This is a genomic window from Microbispora bryophytorum (assembly GCF_006874465.1).
Taxonomy (GTDB): domain Bacteria; phylum Actinomycetota; class Actinomycetes; order Streptosporangiales; family Streptosporangiaceae; genus Microbispora; species Microbispora bryophytorum.
Window position 1 is genome coordinate 110,881 of sequence record NZ_VIRL01000019.1, and the last position, 14,653, is coordinate 125,533.

The window sequence follows — 14,653 nt, forward strand, 5'->3', positions numbered from 1 at the left end:
GAGGAAGAGCCTCATGACCCCCCGAATGTCCTCCCGGCGCGCCACCCTGGTCTCCGGCCTGCTCCTGGCCGCGGTATCCGCGACCGGTGGTGCCGTCGTCGCACAGCCCTGGGCCGCCGTGGCCGAGCCCGGCCGGGACGCCCCCCCACCGATAGACGGCGCCGCCCCCCTGGCCGCGCCCACCTCCGACGAGCCCGGCCACCTCTCGTCGTCCTCGTCTGATTCGGCGCCGGCTTCCTCGTCGGGCGGCTCCGGCGGCGTGCGTGACCGCGCGCGCGACGACGTGAGTGACGGCGCGCGCGCCGACGCCGCGATGGCCTCGGACGACGCCGCCCCTGACAGACAGACCTCGGTCGAGGCCGGCTCGGGTTCCTCCGGCGGCTCGTCCGACGTGGCCCACGACTCCTCCGACGCCCCGCACCGCTCCTCGCGTGGTTCCGATGGAACGTCGGATGCGGAGCGGAGCTCGTCCAACGGTCCGGGCGATTCGTCCGGCGCGGCGCACGACAACTCCTCCGAGCACACCGGGGACAGATCCGACGACACCACGATCGCGCCGCGCCGTGCCGCCAACGAGCCCGACGGTGCCAGGAACGCATCGCGCGGCGCCGGGGGCGCGGCGGATGACGCCGCCCCTGACAGACGGACGACGGTAAAGGCCCACGCGGGTGCCTCCGGCGGCTCGTCCGATGCGGCCCGTGACTCCTCCCGTAGCTCTGACGGCTCGTCGGAGAGGTCGCACGAGTCCGCCGGATCCTCCTCCGGCTCGTCCCGCCGCACCCCGGGCACCGGTTCGGGCGGCACCTCCACCCGCGACAGGACGGCCCACGCGTCGCGTGATCAGGACCGCCAGGGCCGAAGCTCCGCTACGGGCGGCCGGGTGACTCGTGAGACCCGTGAACAGGGCCACCGGTCAGGGCGGACCAGTGCCGACCGGCCGGCCGGCACCTCACGGCACACCGGCAACAGCCGCGCCGAGAGCTCCGCCCCGCCGCGTCCGGCCACTCCGCCTCCGGCCACTCCCGGTGGTACGGCGACGCCGCCGGTGTCCTCGCCGCCGGCTCCCCAGGGGCCCGTCCCCACCGCGAGCAGTGGTCCCATGATGAGGGCCATGTCCGCACCGGGGGCGCTGAGCAGGCCGGAGCCGAACGGCGGGCCGAGCGCGGCGGCGGCTCCGACGCCGACGGCGGGCGGTGCCACCGCGACTCCCGGCCCGACCGGCCAGAGCAGCCAGACCAGCCAGGCCGGCCAGGCCGGCCAGAGCAACCAGGCCGGTCAGGCCGGACAGGTCGGTCAGGCAGGACAGGCCGGCCAGGGAGCGTCGGCGCCGACCGCGAGCAGCGCGCCCACCGCGACGGCGACGCAGAAGGCGGCGGCGCGGGACGCCGCTCCTGCGACTCCCGCACCCACCGCGAGCGGCGCGAGCGCGCCCAAGGCGGCCAGCGCGAGCCCGATACCGCAGGCCAGCCCCCAGGTGACCGTCTCGGTGGGTGTCTCGCCCACCCCGGGATCCACGGCGAGCACGCAGCCAAGCTCCACAGCCACAGACAAGCCGACCGATAAGCCGACGGACAAGCCCACAGACAAGCCGACCAACAAACCGACGGACAAGCCGACGGACAAGCCGACCTCGAAGCCGCAGCCCACGGACAAGCCGACGCCGAGCGACAAGCCGACGCAGCAGCCTCCGGAGCCCAAGCCCAGCGCGACCGTCACCTCGACCGCGCTTCCCGCCGCCGATCCGCCCGCCGTCCCGCAGGCGGGCGGTACGCCGCCGACACGGACGGACCCTCCGCCCGTGACGCCCACGTCTCCGACGGTTCCCACGGCTCCCACCGGTGCCGCGTCCGAGCCGACGTCCTCGGGCAGCCCGGTGTGGGGGATTCCCGCGCCGTCGCTCACCGGCCCGTCCGGGACGGCGCCGCTTTCCGCGGGCGGGCAGCCGCCTACCGCGCCGATCGTGATCCCGGGGTATCTGCCGCTGCCGCCGCTGGTCGCCGAGGCGCACGACCGATGTGGGGACGACGGCACGGCCGGCTGCTGGAGCCTGGCGCCCTGGCGGAGCCGTACGTCCGGGCACTCCCACGAGTTCGGCGGCGGGCAGACGAGCGACACGGCGACGCCACGGTGGGCCTTCGCCCCGCCGAGCGCGAAGTCGGGTGTGCCCAGCCCGTCGGGCGTGCCCGGCGCGTTCAGCGCGCCGTTCGCCGGGTTCGCACTCGCGGCGGAGGAACCCGGCGCGGGCAGGGCCGGATGCTGGGCCTTCAGCCCCTCCGCCCACTGCGCGAGATGGGAATGACCGTGCGCCGTTGACCACGTGTTATGCCGTCGTCGTCCCGGGCAGGCTGCACCACATGGAGCACATGGCGGAGGACCCGGCCACGGCGGTCACGGTGACGCCCTGCGAGGACGGCCCGCTGCTGGTGCGCGGGCCGTTCACGCTCATGACGCAGGACGGCCGGCGCATCGATCCCGGCCGGGCCACGGTGGCGCTGTGCCGCTGCGGCCGGTCCTCGGCCAAGCCGTTCTGCGACGGCTCTCACAAGGCGACCGGCTTCCAGGCGACGAGCGAGCCCGACCCGTCCGGCTGACGAGGCCCGGCCGTCGCCCCGGAAGGCCCGGCCCGGAAGGGCCGGACGTTCACAGCGCCCGGCGGCGGACACAGTGCCCGGCGGCGGATCTGGCGCGTCGAGTGCGCCGCGACCCGCAGGCGCCGCCCCGCGTACGGCACGCCGCCGCGCGCGAACCTGGCGGCCAGGGCCGCCCAGCTGCAGGTGGCGCGTTCGAGCACCCAGACCGGCGCGAACAGGCTGGTCGCGGCGGGGAAGATCCGGCGGCCTCCGGCGCGGCGGCGCCCGATCTCCGCCAGGCCGACCGCCGCCACCGCGCCCGCCGCGACCAACTCCGGCCGGCGTCGCCACAGAGCCGCGCCCACGCATGGGAGGACGGCGAGGAAGGCCGCCATCCGTACGGGTTGCGCCAGGTCGTCGTACGCCTGCCGGACCCGCTGGGACCAGAACCGGCGGGCGCCGGGTGGCAGGCGCCGGACATACAGGTCGAGCGGGCGGACTTCCCGGCCGCCGTGGGCACGGACCGTGCGGATGAGCTCCAGGTTCTCGAACAGCACGTCGCCGTCGTAGCCGCCCATCTTCTCGAACGTCGACCGGCGTACGCCGAAAGTCCCCGGATAGTCCGCCCCGAGGAGGCCGCGGTTGAGCAGGGTGCGGGCGCTGTCCCAGCGGGCGTGCCAGGGGAGCGGGTGGAAGTGGTTCTGCGGGCGGACGAGGTCGGCGTGGCCGAGCAGGGCGTGGACCCGGGCGAGCCCACCGGCGTCGTAACGCACGTCGTCGTCGGCGATGACGACGTGCTCGCTCCGGGCGCGGCGCATGCCGGTGAGCACGCCCGCCACCTTGCCGTTCGCGACCGTCAGGTCGTCGTCGGGCCGTACGTGCTCGGCGATGCCGCGCCACAGGCGCGCGTGCCTTTCGAACAGCGGCGACGGCGAGCCGTCGACCACCACGATCCGGGCGTGCCGGGACAGGCCGCGCAGGTAGCCGGTCAGCTCCGCCAGCCCGGCGTCGTCGTCCCAGCGCAGCGGCAGCACGTAGTCGATCCGCGCCGCGCCGGGGCCGGACGCGGTGGCAGGGCCCGGCGCGGTGACAGGGCCCGGCGATGTGACGGGGCCCGGCTCGGGCGGGCGGCGGCCGTGCGTGGTCATCGAGTCGTCACCTCGGCGTCGGCCCGCCACAGGGAGGCACGCCCCTCCCGCCAGCGGCCCAGCAGGTGCTCCGCGAAGAGCCGGTCGAGGGTCAGCGCACAGGCGGCGCCGTACAGGATGTCGCCGGTCATGGCGGGGTGTTGCGCGGCGAACGCGCCGCACATGTCGTGCACGGCGATCTGCTCGTGCACGGCGTCGGCCTGCACGTGCTCGTCGTAGTAGCGGCGCGCGCCGGCGTCGCCGCCCAGCCGCCGCAGGCCCTGGCTGTAGCGGCGGTTGGGGAGCGACGAGGTCATCTCGAAGGCCGCGAGGTGCCCGAGGAGCGCGGCCCGGTGATGGCGGTGCAGCCCGAACAGCGACATGACGTTGCTGATCGCCAGCGTCACACCGGGGACGCTGCCCAGGTAGGCGCCGTAGGAGTCGTCGAGGCCGAGCCCCCGCATGGTCGCGCGGAACAGCTCGGCGTGCATGCGCTCCGGCCTGCCCCCGCCGTACTCGTCCGACTGGATCTCCACCAGCGCGGCCTTCGGCCGCCCGAGCAGGCGCGGGATGCCCCACGTGTGGGGGTCGGCCTCCTTGAGCTGGTAGATCGACCGGTGGACCACGAACTCGCGGAACTGCGCGGCGTCGCCTCTCCCGCGCAGGTAGGCCGACAGGGAGGGGCCGTCGTCGGCCGCCACCAGCGCCGCCAGGGCCCGGGGCACCTCCCGCGGCTGCGGAGCGGGCGGGCGGGACACGCGCCGGGCCAGCCACCCCTCGAACCACGTCTCCAGACGCTCCCGCAGGGCCAGCACCGACGGGTTCCACTCCCAGCGGTCGTCGACGCCGTCGAAGCCCTGGTAGTGCAGCTCGTAACAGACGAACAGCGCGAGCTGCGCGTCCTCCTCGCTGCCGGATGAGCCGTCGCACGGGTCGCACGGGTCGCCGCACGAGTCGCCGGATGGGCCGCCGCATGGGCTGCACGGGCCACCGTACGGATCGGCGGGCGGCGGGTCGAAACCGTGCGGCGGCCGGACCAGCTCCGCGAAGAGCCGGTCGGTGAGCGGGCCTCTGGGCGCGGGCAACTGCATCAGCTCTCCATCGAGCGGTAGACGGACACGTGGGCACGGCTGTCGTCGGTGAAGGCGGCGCCGGACCAGTCGGCCCAGCGGTGCTCGCGCGCCATCCCCGCGAGGCGGGCCATGAGGTCCAGCTCGCACGGCCAGGCGTAGCGGTGGTTGGCCGGCAGCAACCGGAGGCCGTCCGCGGTCATCCGCAGTTTCGTCGTGTGCATGAACTGCTCGGCCGGGCACAGCCGGGCGGCCTCGGCGACGACCTCGTCCTCGCCGACGGTCAGCAGTCGCAGCGACGTCCGGTCGCGGAAGATCGCGGGGTCCGGCACCCACGCCTCGATCACGAAGCGCCCCCCGGGCCGCAGGTGGGCCGCCGCGTTGTGGAAGCACCGCACCTGGGCCTCCTGCGAGGGCAGCGCGAAGACGGTGTTGAAGGCCAGCAGGACGAGCGCGAACCTCCCCTCCACCCGAACCTCGGAGAAGTCGCCTACCGTGACCGGAATGCGGTCACCGCCGGGCTTGTCGCGCAGGACCGCCACCATGTCGGGCGACCCGTCGACACCCGCCACGGCCAGGCCGCGGGCGGCGAGGGGGAGCGCCAGCCTGCCGGTGCCGATCCCGAACTCCAGGACGGGCCCTCCCTCGGCCAGCCGGAAGACGCGCTCGACCGCCGGGCCGGTCGGCAGGTGCTCCACCATCTCGTCGTAGACGTCGGCGATCGTCTGCCCGTACGCGGACGCATCGAACTCCCCCATACGCTCCCCCCCAACACGACCGGCACGCGCTGTGGGCCTGCCGGTCGGGCCGTCACGCACCCAGGTCGCGGGCGATCGTGTCGAGCCGGTCCGCGAGCTCGCCGAGCCGCCGGTCGTCCACCGGGCCGTCGCCCAGCAGGCTCTCCAGGTCACGCCGGCCGACGATCACGACGCCCTCGGCGCGCGACTCCGGCACGACCTCACACCGCCCGCCCACCAGCACCAGCGTCGCGTCGGGCGACGGCGACTCCAGCAGCGCCCGGACCTCGTCACGGCCGACGACACTCATGACATCCCCTTCCGCCCCGATCGGTCCCCTCCGCCTACCCGGGCGACCTGGCCGTACACGCTCGCGCTCACGGTGCGTCGGTGGGCAGCAGCGTGCCGAGGGGCCCCAGGTCGAGGTTGAGGTCGGCCGGTGAGACGTCGAATCGCTCGCACAACTCGGTCATGGCCTCTTCCAGGCGCATCAGCGTCAGGCCGAGCGTCTCGACCTGCTCGTCGGACAGGTCGCCCTGGTCCATCCGCCGGATGGCCTGCCGTTCCACGAGCTGGCGCACCAGCTCGACGAGCGTCAGCACGAGACGGCTCAGGTCGCGCCGCACCGCCTCCGGGTCGGTGTTCATCCGCCAGGGGCTGCCCCTGCCGGCTTCCGCGCCCTGCTCCCACCGGTCCTGCTCCCGCAGGTCCTGCTCCCACCGGTCTTCCTCCCGCCGGTCCTGCTCCCGCAGATCCGGGCCGCCCGCCTCGGTCTCCACGCCCATCCGCCAGGGCCCTGCCGCGGTGTCCCGCGGAGCGCTCCTGGCCTCACCACCGCTCATCGCCACCCTCCCTCCTGCCGTGGGCGCGATCGTCCGGTGCCCGCCCGCCCTCCGCGTACGGCTCGCCGAGCGGGTCGAACGGCTCGGTGCCGTGTACGGAGCCGAGCAGCGCCCGCAGGGAGATACGGACGAGGTCGATGTCGGCGATCGACAGCACGATGTCGCCGGTGATCACAACGCCGCCGGCGAGCAGCCGGTCGAGCAGGTCGACGAGCGCCACACGTTCGGGCGGCAGGCGGCCCTCGGCGGCGAGGGTCCCGCCCCGCGGCCGCTCCGGCAGGTATGCCGGGGTCCCGCCGGGCGTCATCGCAGGCCCCCGGCGCGGCTCGACCCGAGGTCGATCGAGGTGAAGGAGTAGGGCGCCCACGGGCCCGTGAGCTCGACGTCCAGGAACCGGTCGCGGTAGCCGCCGAGCACCGCGGCGAACTCCTCCTCGCGGGCCGGATCCACCAGGTAGGCGCCGTTGAGCACCATCGACTCGCTCCGCCCGGACAGCTGGGGGTCCTGCGGGCGGTGGCGGCGGCTCGCCACGGCGACCTGTCCCAGCTCGGCGTGCAGGAGCTCGGCCCGCTCGGCCGCCGCGCGCCACAGGTCCTCCCTGTCGCGCAGGCTCTCCTTCTTCCGGCGCAGGTACGCCAGGCCGGGGCTCTCGCCACCGGAGGCGCCGGCGCTGGCGGTGGTCGTGGCGGCGGTGGCGGCGGGCGCGGGAGAGGGGGGCGGCGTGTCCCGGCGCAGGTAGGCCTTGACGCCCCACTCCCGCCGTCCCGCGACATGCGACAGGATCTCCGCGAAGTCGTCGTGCCGCCGGTCGAGGAGATCGCGGACCTGCTCCTCGCCGGTGTAGACGGTCACGAGGCGCACGGGTGCGGCCGGCCCGGCCGCCGCCAGCGCCTCGACGACCCGGTGGTGGGCGCGCGCGACCCCCTCCACCCATTCGAGGTCCTCCAGCGAGCGGCGCAGCGGTTCCTCGCCGAACCGGTCGAGGGGCACGTCGCTGACGTGGGCCACCAGCCCGCCGCAGGACACGGTCCGCACCGGGCCGTCGCTGACGCCGCGCAGGTCCCGAGGGGGCTCCCCTCCGGGCGTCACCGCGTACAGGTAGACCCCCTGGCCGGGGCCGCCCGGGGTGGCGGTCTCAGGGGTCGCGCGCGGGTCGTCAGGGGCATGGGGCCCCTGCGCCTTCTGCGGCGGGGCGGCGGGAGCGGCGAGGCGGCTCCCGCCCGCGGCCGGGTGGCTCCCGCTCACGGCGGGGTGGTTCTCACTCACGGCGGGGTGCTTGTCATTCACGGCCGGGCTCCGTTCCGCCGAGGCGGCCGAGCCGCCGGGCGCGGTCCTCGGCCTGGCGGTCACCCCGTCGCTCGTGCGCGCGGAAGCCCGGTCCCTCCTGCGCGTGCTCTCCCGGGCGTTCTCCGGCGTGCTCTCCCGGGCGTTCGTGCGCGTGCTCGCCCGGTTCGAGCTCCGCCCGCTCCTCCCAGGCGAGCAGGCGCTCCTCGACCGCGTTCAGGCGGTCGCGGAGCCGGCGGTTCTCCTCGGCCAGTTCGCGGTCCTTGCCGCTGAGCCACGGGTCGCGCTCCCACCAGTCGATGCCGATCTCCCGCGCGGTGTCGACCGATGCGATGACCAGCCGCAGCTTGATGGTCAGCAGCTCGATCTCCAGCAGGTTCACCCGGATGTCGCCGGCGATCACGATGCCCCGGTCGAGCACGCGTTCCAGGATGTCGCCCAGGTTGGTCGACTCCCGGCCCATGACGGCCGGCGGCGCGTACGACGACTCACGCAGGATGGGACGCGAGCGGGGATCGGTCATAGCCCACCGCCTTGAAGGCCCGTGCCCCGCCGGTAGGTCCGGGTGCGCCGGTAGGACAAGAGATTTCCCTCGTCGTCCACCTGGCATTCGTAGATCGACAGCATGTCGCCGGTGGACGGGATCCTGCGGTCCTCGACGACCTCGACATCCACCAGCCAGCCGTCCTCCACGGGTTCCACCGACGTGACCCCCTCCGTGTCCTTGGAGGTCAGATCCGCGATGTAGCGCAGGCCGAGCCGTCCGGCGGACACCGCGTTCAGCGCGGCCCGGCGCCGGCGCGGCTCGGCAGCGCGCTCGTCATCCCCGCGCGCATCCCCGCGCGCATCCCCGCGCTCGTCCTCGTCTTCGGCCTCGGGCTCGTCGTACGGCCCGGCCTCCTCGGGCATGCCCGAGGAGGCCCACCGCCCGTGCGGCGCGGCGTCCTTGTCGTAACGGGCTCTCCGCCGGGGAGGCATGCGACGATCACCCCCTCCGCGGGCCGCTCATGAGCCTGAGGACCTCTTCCACGGCCTGGGCCTCCTCCTCTTCGGAGATCTGGCCCGAGCGTCGGGCCTCCTCGATGGCCTCCAGCCGCCGCCGGACCGCCGCCGGATTCCGCAGCTCGTGCTCGACTTGCTGCTGGATCAGCTCGCCCAGCCGGATGACGCCATGGACCGGGGCGAGCGGCCAGGTGAACAGCATGCTGATCAGTCCCACGGCGGCCTCCTCCCATGAGTCAGGTGGTGACGAAGTCGTATGGCGCCATCGGCCCGAGCATCTGGACCTCGACCCGGTTTCCCCACTCGGAGCGCAGCTCCCCGACGGCGCGTTCGAAGTCGGCCTGGCGGTCGTTCTCCACGAGGAAGGCGACATGTGCGGCGTCCCGCTCGTGGCTGGGGTCCCGGACCACCGCGCCGGCGGTGAAGGGCTCGAAGCGCCCGACGACGGCCCGGGTGTCCGCCTCGCGCTTCGCGGCGATGATCTGCGTGATCAGCTCGCCGAGGCGGATCCGTTCGTTGCGGGTCACGTCTTCCGGCAACTGCCTGATCCGGTCGCGCAGCTGCCTGGCCTCGGCGTTCTCCGTCAGCACCTCGACCAGCACCGGCTGCTCGGCGTACCGCGCCTTGAGGACGAACTGGGTCCGGCCTTCGATCTGCTTCAGCGCGGCTGCGAACGAGTCGTGGTGCGGGGCCAGCAGTTCCTCCACGACCGCTTCCGGGGTTGTCATCACGGCGCCGAACCGCATTGGGAGCACGGGGACCTCGGCCGCGGCCTCGTCGAGCAACTGCTCGTGGGCCACCAGGTCCGATGCGCGGCCGAGGGGGCGGTCCACGTCGATATCGCTCACCAGCGCGGCGATCTCACCGTGCCTGATGATTTTGACCCGGCCGGGAGGATCGCCCACCCCGATGGCGTCCTCGCTGATCTCCACGTCCTCCGGGAGGATGCCGTAGACGTAGCACGCGGTGTTGCGCGGGGGAGCCTCGGCCCGGTCGCCCGCCCTGGACTGCCTGGTGGAGCCCGTCATCTCAGTCCTCCTCCCGTCGACGCCGGCGGGCACGCGGGGCTGGTTCCTCCGCGGCGTAGCCCTCCCTCAGGTCCTGCAGCTTCTCTCCGGCAGCCTCCAGCACGCCCTGGACCACGCCCTTGGTCTTGCCGCGGGCGATGCTCTGGGGCGCGCTCGACAGGAGGCCGGGCAGCCCCGGCTGCTGGGACGCCAGGTCCAGCCGGTTCACCGCCTCGGCGAACCGGAGATAGGTGTCGACGCTCGCGATGACGACACGCACGTCGATGGTCAGAATCTCGATGCCGACCAGTGAGACCCGTACGTAGGCGTCGATCACGAGGCCCTTGTCCAGGATCGTGTCAATGACGTCGGCCAGGCCCGATCCCGACGACCGGCCCGGCAATCCGCCGCCACCCGCCGGTGGAACGGCTACCGTCATGCGCTTCCCCTCCTCGGTTTCCCGTCGTGTTTCCGATCACTCGCTCCGCCCAGCCGCCATCCCGGCGTACAGGCCGTGTCTGCTGTTCCGGTGTCTCTTACTCGGGGGGACGGCGGCGCCGGACCAGGGGACGGCGGCGCGCCGGCCGCTCCTCGGCCTCGCCCGTCTCCTCGGTCTCCTCGCCCCTGCGGGCCCGCTCGTCCCTCCGGGGCTGTTCGCCTTCGCCCCGCTCGGCCTCCGCACCGCGCCGCCCGGCCGGTGCCCGCGCGCCGCGCTCCTCCGGCTCGTCCCCGCGCCCGCGGGTGGCCGGCGGCCCGGTACGTCCGGTGCGTCCGCCCGCCTGGGCGCCCGCGTATGCGGGCCTGCGCGCCCGCTCGGGCTCCTCTTCCTCCTCTTCTTCTTCTTCTTCCTCTTCCTCGTACGGCTCCTCCTCGGCTTCCTCGTGCTCCTCGGGAGCCGCTTCCTCGGCCGCTTCCTCGTGCTCCTCGGGAGCCGCTTCCTCGGCCGCTTCCTCGTGCTCCTCGGGAGCCGCTTCCTCGCGCTCCTCGGGGGCCTCCTCGCCCCGCTCGCGGCCCTCGCGTTCGCGCTCCTCGCGCTGCGCCGTCTCGTGGTCCTTGACGACCTCGCTGTCGCGGATCTCGCCCCGCCAGCCCTCGATCTCGTCGGGACGCAGCAGGGCGTTGGTCATGACGTGCCGTCTGAAGTGCTTGAACTCGAGCCGGACCCGGCGGCCCTGGGCCCGCCACAGGTTGCCGACACGCTCGAACAACCCCTGCGGGTGATACTCGACGACGAGCAGGACCCGGGTCAGTTCGGGAGTGATCTCGTGGAAGGTCACCGAGCCGTCCGGGAAGCCCTTCGGCCCCTGCGACCGCCAGACGATCCTGCTGTCGGGAACCTGCTCGACGATCGTCGACTCCCACGTGCGGTGCGACCAGAAGACCTGGGCCTTCCACCCGAGCTTCTCGTCGGACTTCTGCTCGACGGTCTCGACCTTCTTCATGAAGCTCGGAAAGTCCTCGAACTGCGTCCACTGGTTATAGACCAGGCGAAGCGGCGCGCCGATGTCGAGCGACTCGACGATGTTGGTGACCTTGAGCTTCTTGCCCTTGCCGCCCTTGCCTCCGCCGCCCCCGCCGAACAGGCCCTTGATCTTCTCCTTGCCGTACGCCAGCATGGCCGCGCGTACGGGGTGGCCGCCGCCGCCCTCGGTCAGAGCGCTGGTGACAGCGCCGAGTAGGCCGCCTCCGCCCGTCGCGCCGAGCCGGTCGGCCGCCGACTTGAGCAGGTCCCGGGCGTTCCGGCCGTGGGTGAGGCCGCCGAGCAGCCCGCCGAGCGCCTCACGCCCGCCGCCCTGTTTCCCGGTGAGCGCGCTGAACAGCCCGGAGCCGCCGTGCTCCACGTAGTCGGTGAGACGGCCGGCGAGGCCGTCGATCTTCCCGGTGACCCGGGACAGGGCGCGCTCGGCCACGGCCGTGGCGAGGTTCTGGAACTCCTGTCCGAGCCGTTGCGTGGGCAGCGCCCCTTCGTCCGGCGCCCGTGCACCCTGCCCCCGTGCACCCTGCGCTTGTTCCGTCTGGGCACGTTCCCGCGTCTGTTCGGTCATCGGTCTCACCTCTTCCGAATCACGGGACGGCTGGGACGGATCCGGGGACGGCGTCGCTCCTCGGGTTCGGGCTCCTCGGCCTCCTCCTCGGACGGCTCCTCCTCGTACTCCTCTTCCTCCTCGTAGGCCTCTTCGGGCTCAGGCTCGCGCTGCTGCGGGCGGCGGCGGGGCACCCGGCGGCGGCCCTCCTCCGGCCGCTCCTCCTCCTCCGCTTCCTCCTCGGCGGCCCGGCCCCGGCCCTTGGGCTGCCGGAGCGCCTCGGCGCGTTCGTGCAGCTTGTCGCTCAGGTTGTCGATCTGGTGGCTGGTGGCGCGCATGGCGGCCGCCTTGCCGACGTCCAGCAGGTCGCCGCGCACGCGCTCGGTGATCTTTCCGAGGTCGGGGGCGGCGCCGCCCAGGATCTTGGGGACCTGTTCGAGCAAGGCGCCGGCCGCTCCCTCTCCCTTGAGGCGGGCGGCGAGGATGGCCAGCGCGAGCACCAGCGCCAGGCGCAGCTTGTGGTGTCGGCCGAGGTAGTAACCCGCGATGACAGCCAGGGCCACCTTCAGTCCGTCTTTCATGATCGCGCCTCCTACTGGCTGCCCCAAAGCGCCGTTCCGGTCATCCGCCCGTCTCGCCGTCCGGCGCTGCGATCCGACTGAACGGTATGAATGCCCTAGACGGGCACAGAAAAACTCACAGCGGTACATAGCGGACAGTTTTGGCCAGACTTGATCCCGTTCTTAGGGTGTCCGTTCCTCCCCCCGCCGGGCTCGCGGGTCTTGGTGTGTTGAGGGGCTTTCGATGACCCAAACTCGTCCGACCTCGGATGATTACTCAGCGCAAACGGGGTAGTACCGCCATGTATCGGCGGTAACCGGTACCTACCGCGCGCTGGAAGCGGGGGAGTCACATGACCGAGACCAGAACGTCGACCGCGACCGTCGAGCCGGCACGCGGGCGGCCTCTTGGGACGCAGGGCGGCTCCGGCCTGATGACGGAGCGGGGCCGCACCACGATCGCCGACGAGGTGGTCGCGAAGATCGCCGGCATGGCGGCCCGCGAGATCGACGGAGTCCACGACTTTGGCACCGGTACGGCCCGCGCGTTCGGCGCCATCAAAGGCGCGCTCGGCGGGGAGGACGGTGTCACCCGGGGCATGTCGGTGGAGGTCGGCGAGCGGCAGGCCGCCGTGGACATCCACCTCATCGTCGAGTACGGCGTCGCGATCCCCGATCTCGCGCAGGCCGTGCGGAGCCATGTGATCCGCGCGGTGGAACGCATGTGCGGGCTGGAGGTCACCGAGGTCAACATCGCGGTCGACGACGTTCACCTGCCGAGGCAACAGGAGCCGCAGGCGCCCGAGGACGGGGAGCCGCGGGTCCAATGAGCGCCTTCCCGGAGAACGCGGGGACGGAACGCGGCGGCCCGCAGGTCGCGGCGCCCGAGCGGGCCGGGCCCGGCTCCCCGGGCGGCCCGCCGCCGGAGCGGGATGCCGGAGCGGGCCGGGAAGGCGAGGAACTCGGGGTCTCCGCCCGCAGGATCGCGGACCGCGTGCTGTCGTGTGCCGACGTCGCCGACCTGTCCCGGGGACCGTTCGGCGTGGTCGCGACGTACCTGCCCGGGGGTCTCGTCCCGGGCGTCGCCATACGGGACGACGCCGTCGAGATCGACATCGTCGCCCGGTACGGCAGGCCGCTGCCGGAGATCGCCGACCTGGTCCGCGACGCGATCGGCGGCCTGGCCGGCGGTCGCAAGGTGGATGTGACGATCGCCGACGTGGTCACAGACGACGGCGGAAGGAAGGAATGATCATGCAAGGCTATCCGGTCTGGGGGATCGCGGGGCTGCTGTTCGGCACGGTGCTGGGGGTGGTCGGGGCCTTCGGCGGCCTCAGCGCGTTCATCATCGTCCTGGTCCTCGGCATCGTCGGGTTCCTCGTCGGCCTGGTGCTCGAAGGCGGCGTACACCTGCCGCAGATGCACCCGAGAAGACAATGAGCGTGCCCACCGCGCACGGGACGACGACGATCTCGGACCGCGCCTTCACGAGGATCGCCGAGCAACTGGCGAGCGAGGACGAGCACGTGACCGGCCTGCCGCATGTGTCGGCGTCGGTGTCCGGGGCGGTCTCGGCGGTCCACTGCGATCTGGCCGTGCGTTATCCGGCGCCGGTGCCGCGGCTCGCCGCGAAGATCCGCGAGCATGTCCGGCGGCGGCTGCGCGAGCTGACCGGCATCGCCGTGGAGAACGTGGACATCGAGGTCGTGAAGCTGGTGCCCGAGCGGAAGTCCGAGCGGAAGTCCGGTCGCAAGCACGAGCGGAGGGGTGGCGATGAGCGAAGGCCGAGGCCTGCCTGAGAGGGCGCCGCGCTTCGTCCCGATGCGGGGGTTCGCAGAGGGGGGAGCCCGCCGGGCCTTCCGGCCCAGCCGGGGGCTGCCGGCCGCGGTCGCCGCGCTCGCGCTGCTGGGGATCGGGGGTCTCACCGCCGTCCACGTGGTCTCCGCGCTGCTGGGGCTCCCCGTCAAGCTCGTGCCGTACGACCAGTGGGCCCGGTGGGCGAGCACCACGGCCTGGGACGACGGCCGGGTCCTCGCGGTGGCCTCCGCGCTGACCCTGCTCGGCCTGGTGCTGATCCTGATCGCGGCCGTCCCCGGCAGGGGCCGGATGGTCGCGCTGCGCACCGGGGACCCCGACCTGGTGGTCGGCCTGCCGCGCCGCGCGCTGGCGCGGGCACTGAGAGCCAGGGCGAACGAGGTGGACGGCGTGCGCGATGCCGGGGCGCGGATGTACGGCTGGCACGCGGACGTGTCGGTCCGGACGGACCTGCGCGACACGGCGGCGCTCGGGCAGCGCGTGCGGGCGGCCGTGGAGGACGAGCTGGCCCGGCTCGCCCCCGCCCACCATGTCGCGCTGCACCTGCGCGTCCACGGCCCGTCCTAGATAGAGGTCAGGACCCGTGAACGCGTGCACGGCCCGTCCCAGGTGAAG

The 14,653-nt window shown here is 73.5% G+C and carries 21 protein-coding genes; 7 read left to right on the forward strand and 14 right to left on the reverse strand.

Features of this window, described 5'->3' with window-relative positions:
• Positions 1–13: 13 nt before the first annotated feature.
• Entirely contained in the window at positions 14–2,299 is a 2,286-nt protein-coding gene (locus FLX07_RS28385) for a hypothetical protein (protein ID WP_142574740.1), read from the forward strand.
• A gap of 10 nt (positions 2,300–2,309) precedes the next feature.
• Complete coding sequence (locus tag FLX07_RS28390; protein WP_308424433.1) at positions 2,310–2,591, forward strand: CDGSH iron-sulfur domain-containing protein; 282 nt, start codon at positions 2,310–2,312, stop codon at positions 2,589–2,591.
• Here FLX07_RS28390 and FLX07_RS28395 read toward each other — a convergent pair.
• From FLX07_RS28395 to FLX07_RS28460, 14 genes are all read right to left on the reverse strand, one after another.
• Entirely contained in the window at positions 2,540–3,718 is a 1,179-nt protein-coding gene (locus FLX07_RS28395; protein WP_189105062.1) for a glycosyltransferase family 2 protein, read from the reverse strand. The two genes, FLX07_RS28390 and FLX07_RS28395, sit on opposite strands and share 52 nt — an antisense overlap.
• Positions 3,715–4,788, reverse strand: coding sequence for an iron-containing redox enzyme family protein (locus FLX07_RS28400; protein ID WP_142574741.1), 1,074 nt, complete (start codon positions 4,786–4,788; stop codon positions 3,715–3,717). The genes FLX07_RS28395 and FLX07_RS28400 overlap by 4 nt, the downstream gene beginning before the upstream one ends.
• Positions 4,788–5,525, reverse strand: coding sequence for a class I SAM-dependent DNA methyltransferase (locus tag FLX07_RS28405; RefSeq protein ID WP_142574742.1), 738 nt, complete (start codon positions 5,523–5,525; stop codon positions 4,788–4,790). Before FLX07_RS28405 ends, FLX07_RS28400 begins: the two co-directional genes overlap by 1 nt.
• 52 nt (positions 5,526–5,577) lie before the next feature.
• Positions 5,578–5,814: a hypothetical protein gene (locus FLX07_RS28410; RefSeq protein WP_142574743.1), complete on the reverse strand. Its 237-nt coding sequence runs from the start codon at positions 5,812–5,814 to the stop codon at positions 5,578–5,580.
• Positions 5,815–5,881: 67 nt separating this feature from the next.
• A complete protein-coding gene (locus FLX07_RS38030) occupies positions 5,882–6,346 on the reverse strand; it encodes a gas vesicle protein K (RefSeq protein WP_223854184.1) in 465 nt (154 codons plus the stop codon).
• Positions 6,333–6,653: a gas vesicle protein gene (locus FLX07_RS28420; protein ID WP_142574744.1), complete on the reverse strand. Its 321-nt coding sequence runs from the start codon at positions 6,651–6,653 to the stop codon at positions 6,333–6,335. Before FLX07_RS28420 ends, FLX07_RS38030 begins: the two co-directional genes overlap by 14 nt.
• Positions 6,650–7,633 (reverse strand): GvpL/GvpF family gas vesicle protein, encoded by a 984-nt coding sequence (locus FLX07_RS28425; protein ID WP_229689919.1) that lies wholly within the window; start codon positions 7,631–7,633, stop codon positions 6,650–6,652. Before FLX07_RS28425 ends, FLX07_RS28420 begins: the two co-directional genes overlap by 4 nt.
• Positions 7,626–8,153: a gas vesicle protein gene (locus tag FLX07_RS38035; protein ID WP_223854185.1), complete on the reverse strand. Its 528-nt coding sequence runs from the start codon at positions 8,151–8,153 to the stop codon at positions 7,626–7,628. Before FLX07_RS38035 ends, FLX07_RS28425 begins: the two co-directional genes overlap by 8 nt.
• Entirely contained in the window at positions 8,150–8,608 is a 459-nt protein-coding gene (gene gvpO, locus FLX07_RS28435; RefSeq protein ID WP_142574745.1) for a gas vesicle protein GvpO, read from the reverse strand. Before gvpO ends, FLX07_RS38035 begins: the two co-directional genes overlap by 4 nt.
• A gap of 7 nt (positions 8,609–8,615) precedes the next feature.
• Positions 8,616–8,849, reverse strand: a complete 234-nt coding sequence (locus tag FLX07_RS28440; RefSeq protein ID WP_142574746.1) for a gas vesicle protein GvpG — start codon at positions 8,847–8,849, stop codon at positions 8,616–8,618.
• Between the two features lie 19 nt (positions 8,850–8,868).
• Positions 8,869–9,660, reverse strand: a complete 792-nt coding sequence (locus FLX07_RS28445; protein ID WP_142574747.1) for a GvpL/GvpF family gas vesicle protein — start codon at positions 9,658–9,660, stop codon at positions 8,869–8,871.
• Between the two features lies 1 nt (position 9,661).
• Complete coding sequence (gvpJ, locus tag FLX07_RS28450; RefSeq protein WP_142574748.1) at positions 9,662–10,078, reverse strand: gas vesicle protein GvpJ; 417 nt, start codon at positions 10,076–10,078, stop codon at positions 9,662–9,664.
• A 97-nt stretch (positions 10,079–10,175) separates the two neighbouring features.
• The gene (locus tag FLX07_RS28455; protein ID WP_142574749.1) at positions 10,176–11,684 is read right to left on the reverse strand and encodes an SRPBCC family protein; all 1,509 of its coding nucleotides are present in this window, start codon (positions 11,682–11,684) and stop codon (positions 10,176–10,178) included.
• Positions 11,685–11,689: 5 nt separating this feature from the next.
• A complete protein-coding gene (locus FLX07_RS28460) occupies positions 11,690–12,244 on the reverse strand; it encodes a hypothetical protein (RefSeq protein WP_142574750.1) in 555 nt (184 codons plus the stop codon).
• A gap of 332 nt (positions 12,245–12,576) precedes the next feature.
• Here FLX07_RS28460 and FLX07_RS28465 point away from each other — a divergent pair, with 332 nt between their 5' ends.
• From FLX07_RS28465 to FLX07_RS28485, 5 genes are read left to right on the forward strand one after another with little or no spacing between them, the layout of a single operon-like run.
• Positions 12,577–13,053: an Asp23/Gls24 family envelope stress response protein gene (locus FLX07_RS28465; protein WP_142574751.1), complete on the forward strand. Its 477-nt coding sequence runs from the start codon at positions 12,577–12,579 to the stop codon at positions 13,051–13,053.
• Complete coding sequence (locus FLX07_RS38040; RefSeq protein ID WP_223854186.1) at positions 13,050–13,475, forward strand: hypothetical protein; 426 nt, start codon at positions 13,050–13,052, stop codon at positions 13,473–13,475. The genes FLX07_RS28465 and FLX07_RS38040 overlap by 4 nt, the downstream gene beginning before the upstream one ends.
• A 2-nt stretch (positions 13,476–13,477) precedes the next feature.
• A complete protein-coding gene (locus FLX07_RS28475; RefSeq protein WP_142574752.1) occupies positions 13,478–13,663 on the forward strand; it encodes a hypothetical protein in 186 nt (61 codons plus the stop codon).
• Entirely contained in the window at positions 13,660–14,022 is a 363-nt protein-coding gene (locus FLX07_RS28480; RefSeq protein WP_142574753.1) for an Asp23/Gls24 family envelope stress response protein, read from the forward strand. Before FLX07_RS28475 ends, FLX07_RS28480 begins: the two co-directional genes overlap by 4 nt.
• Positions 13,997–14,605, forward strand: a complete 609-nt coding sequence (locus FLX07_RS28485) for a DUF6286 domain-containing protein (RefSeq protein WP_142574754.1) — start codon at positions 13,997–13,999, stop codon at positions 14,603–14,605. Before FLX07_RS28480 ends, FLX07_RS28485 begins: the two co-directional genes overlap by 26 nt.
• The last annotated feature ends 48 nt before the right edge of the window (positions 14,606–14,653 follow it).

Bases quoted from the DNA above. Each gene is read 5' to 3' on its own strand.
- FLX07_RS28385 (WP_142574740.1), top strand. From the start codon at position 14: ATGACCCCCCGAATGTCCTCCCGGCGCGCCACCCTGGTCTCCGGCCTG.
- FLX07_RS28395 (WP_189105062.1), bottom strand. From the start codon at position 3,718: ATGACCACGCACGGCCGCCGCCCGCCCGAGCCGGGCCCCGTCACATCG.
- FLX07_RS28400 (WP_142574741.1), bottom strand. From the start codon at position 4,788: ATGCAGTTGCCCGCGCCCAGAGGCCCGCTCACCGACCGGCTCTTCGCG.
- FLX07_RS28405 (WP_142574742.1), bottom strand. From the start codon at position 5,525: ATGGGGGAGTTCGATGCGTCCGCGTACGGGCAGACGATCGCCGACGTC.
- FLX07_RS28410 (WP_142574743.1), bottom strand. From the start codon at position 5,814: ATGAGTGTCGTCGGCCGTGACGAGGTCCGGGCGCTGCTGGAGTCGCCG.
- FLX07_RS38030 (WP_223854184.1), bottom strand. From the start codon at position 6,346: ATGAGCGGTGGTGAGGCCAGGAGCGCTCCGCGGGACACCGCGGCAGGG.
- FLX07_RS28420 (WP_142574744.1), bottom strand. From the start codon at position 6,653: ATGACGCCCGGCGGGACCCCGGCATACCTGCCGGAGCGGCCGCGGGGC.
- FLX07_RS38035 (WP_223854185.1), bottom strand. From the start codon at position 8,153: ATGACCGATCCCCGCTCGCGTCCCATCCTGCGTGAGTCGTCGTACGCG.
- gvpO (WP_142574745.1), bottom strand. From the start codon at position 8,608: ATGCCTCCCCGGCGGAGAGCCCGTTACGACAAGGACGCCGCGCCGCAC.
- FLX07_RS28445 (WP_142574747.1), bottom strand. From the start codon at position 9,660: ATGACGGGCTCCACCAGGCAGTCCAGGGCGGGCGACCGGGCCGAGGCT.
- gvpJ (WP_142574748.1), bottom strand. From the start codon at position 10,078: ATGACGGTAGCCGTTCCACCGGCGGGTGGCGGCGGATTGCCGGGCCGG.
- FLX07_RS28455 (WP_142574749.1), bottom strand. From the start codon at position 11,684: ATGACCGAACAGACGCGGGAACGTGCCCAGACGGAACAAGCGCAGGGT.
- FLX07_RS28460 (WP_142574750.1), bottom strand. From the start codon at position 12,244: ATGAAAGACGGACTGAAGGTGGCCCTGGCTGTCATCGCGGGTTACTAC.
- FLX07_RS28465 (WP_142574751.1), top strand. From the start codon at position 12,577: ATGACCGAGACCAGAACGTCGACCGCGACCGTCGAGCCGGCACGCGGG.
- FLX07_RS38040 (WP_223854186.1), top strand. From the start codon at position 13,050: ATGAGCGCCTTCCCGGAGAACGCGGGGACGGAACGCGGCGGCCCGCAG.
- FLX07_RS28475 (WP_142574752.1), top strand. From the start codon at position 13,478: ATGCAAGGCTATCCGGTCTGGGGGATCGCGGGGCTGCTGTTCGGCACG.
- FLX07_RS28480 (WP_142574753.1), top strand. From the start codon at position 13,660: ATGAGCGTGCCCACCGCGCACGGGACGACGACGATCTCGGACCGCGCC.
- FLX07_RS28485 (WP_142574754.1), top strand. From the start codon at position 13,997: ATGAGCGAAGGCCGAGGCCTGCCTGAGAGGGCGCCGCGCTTCGTCCCG.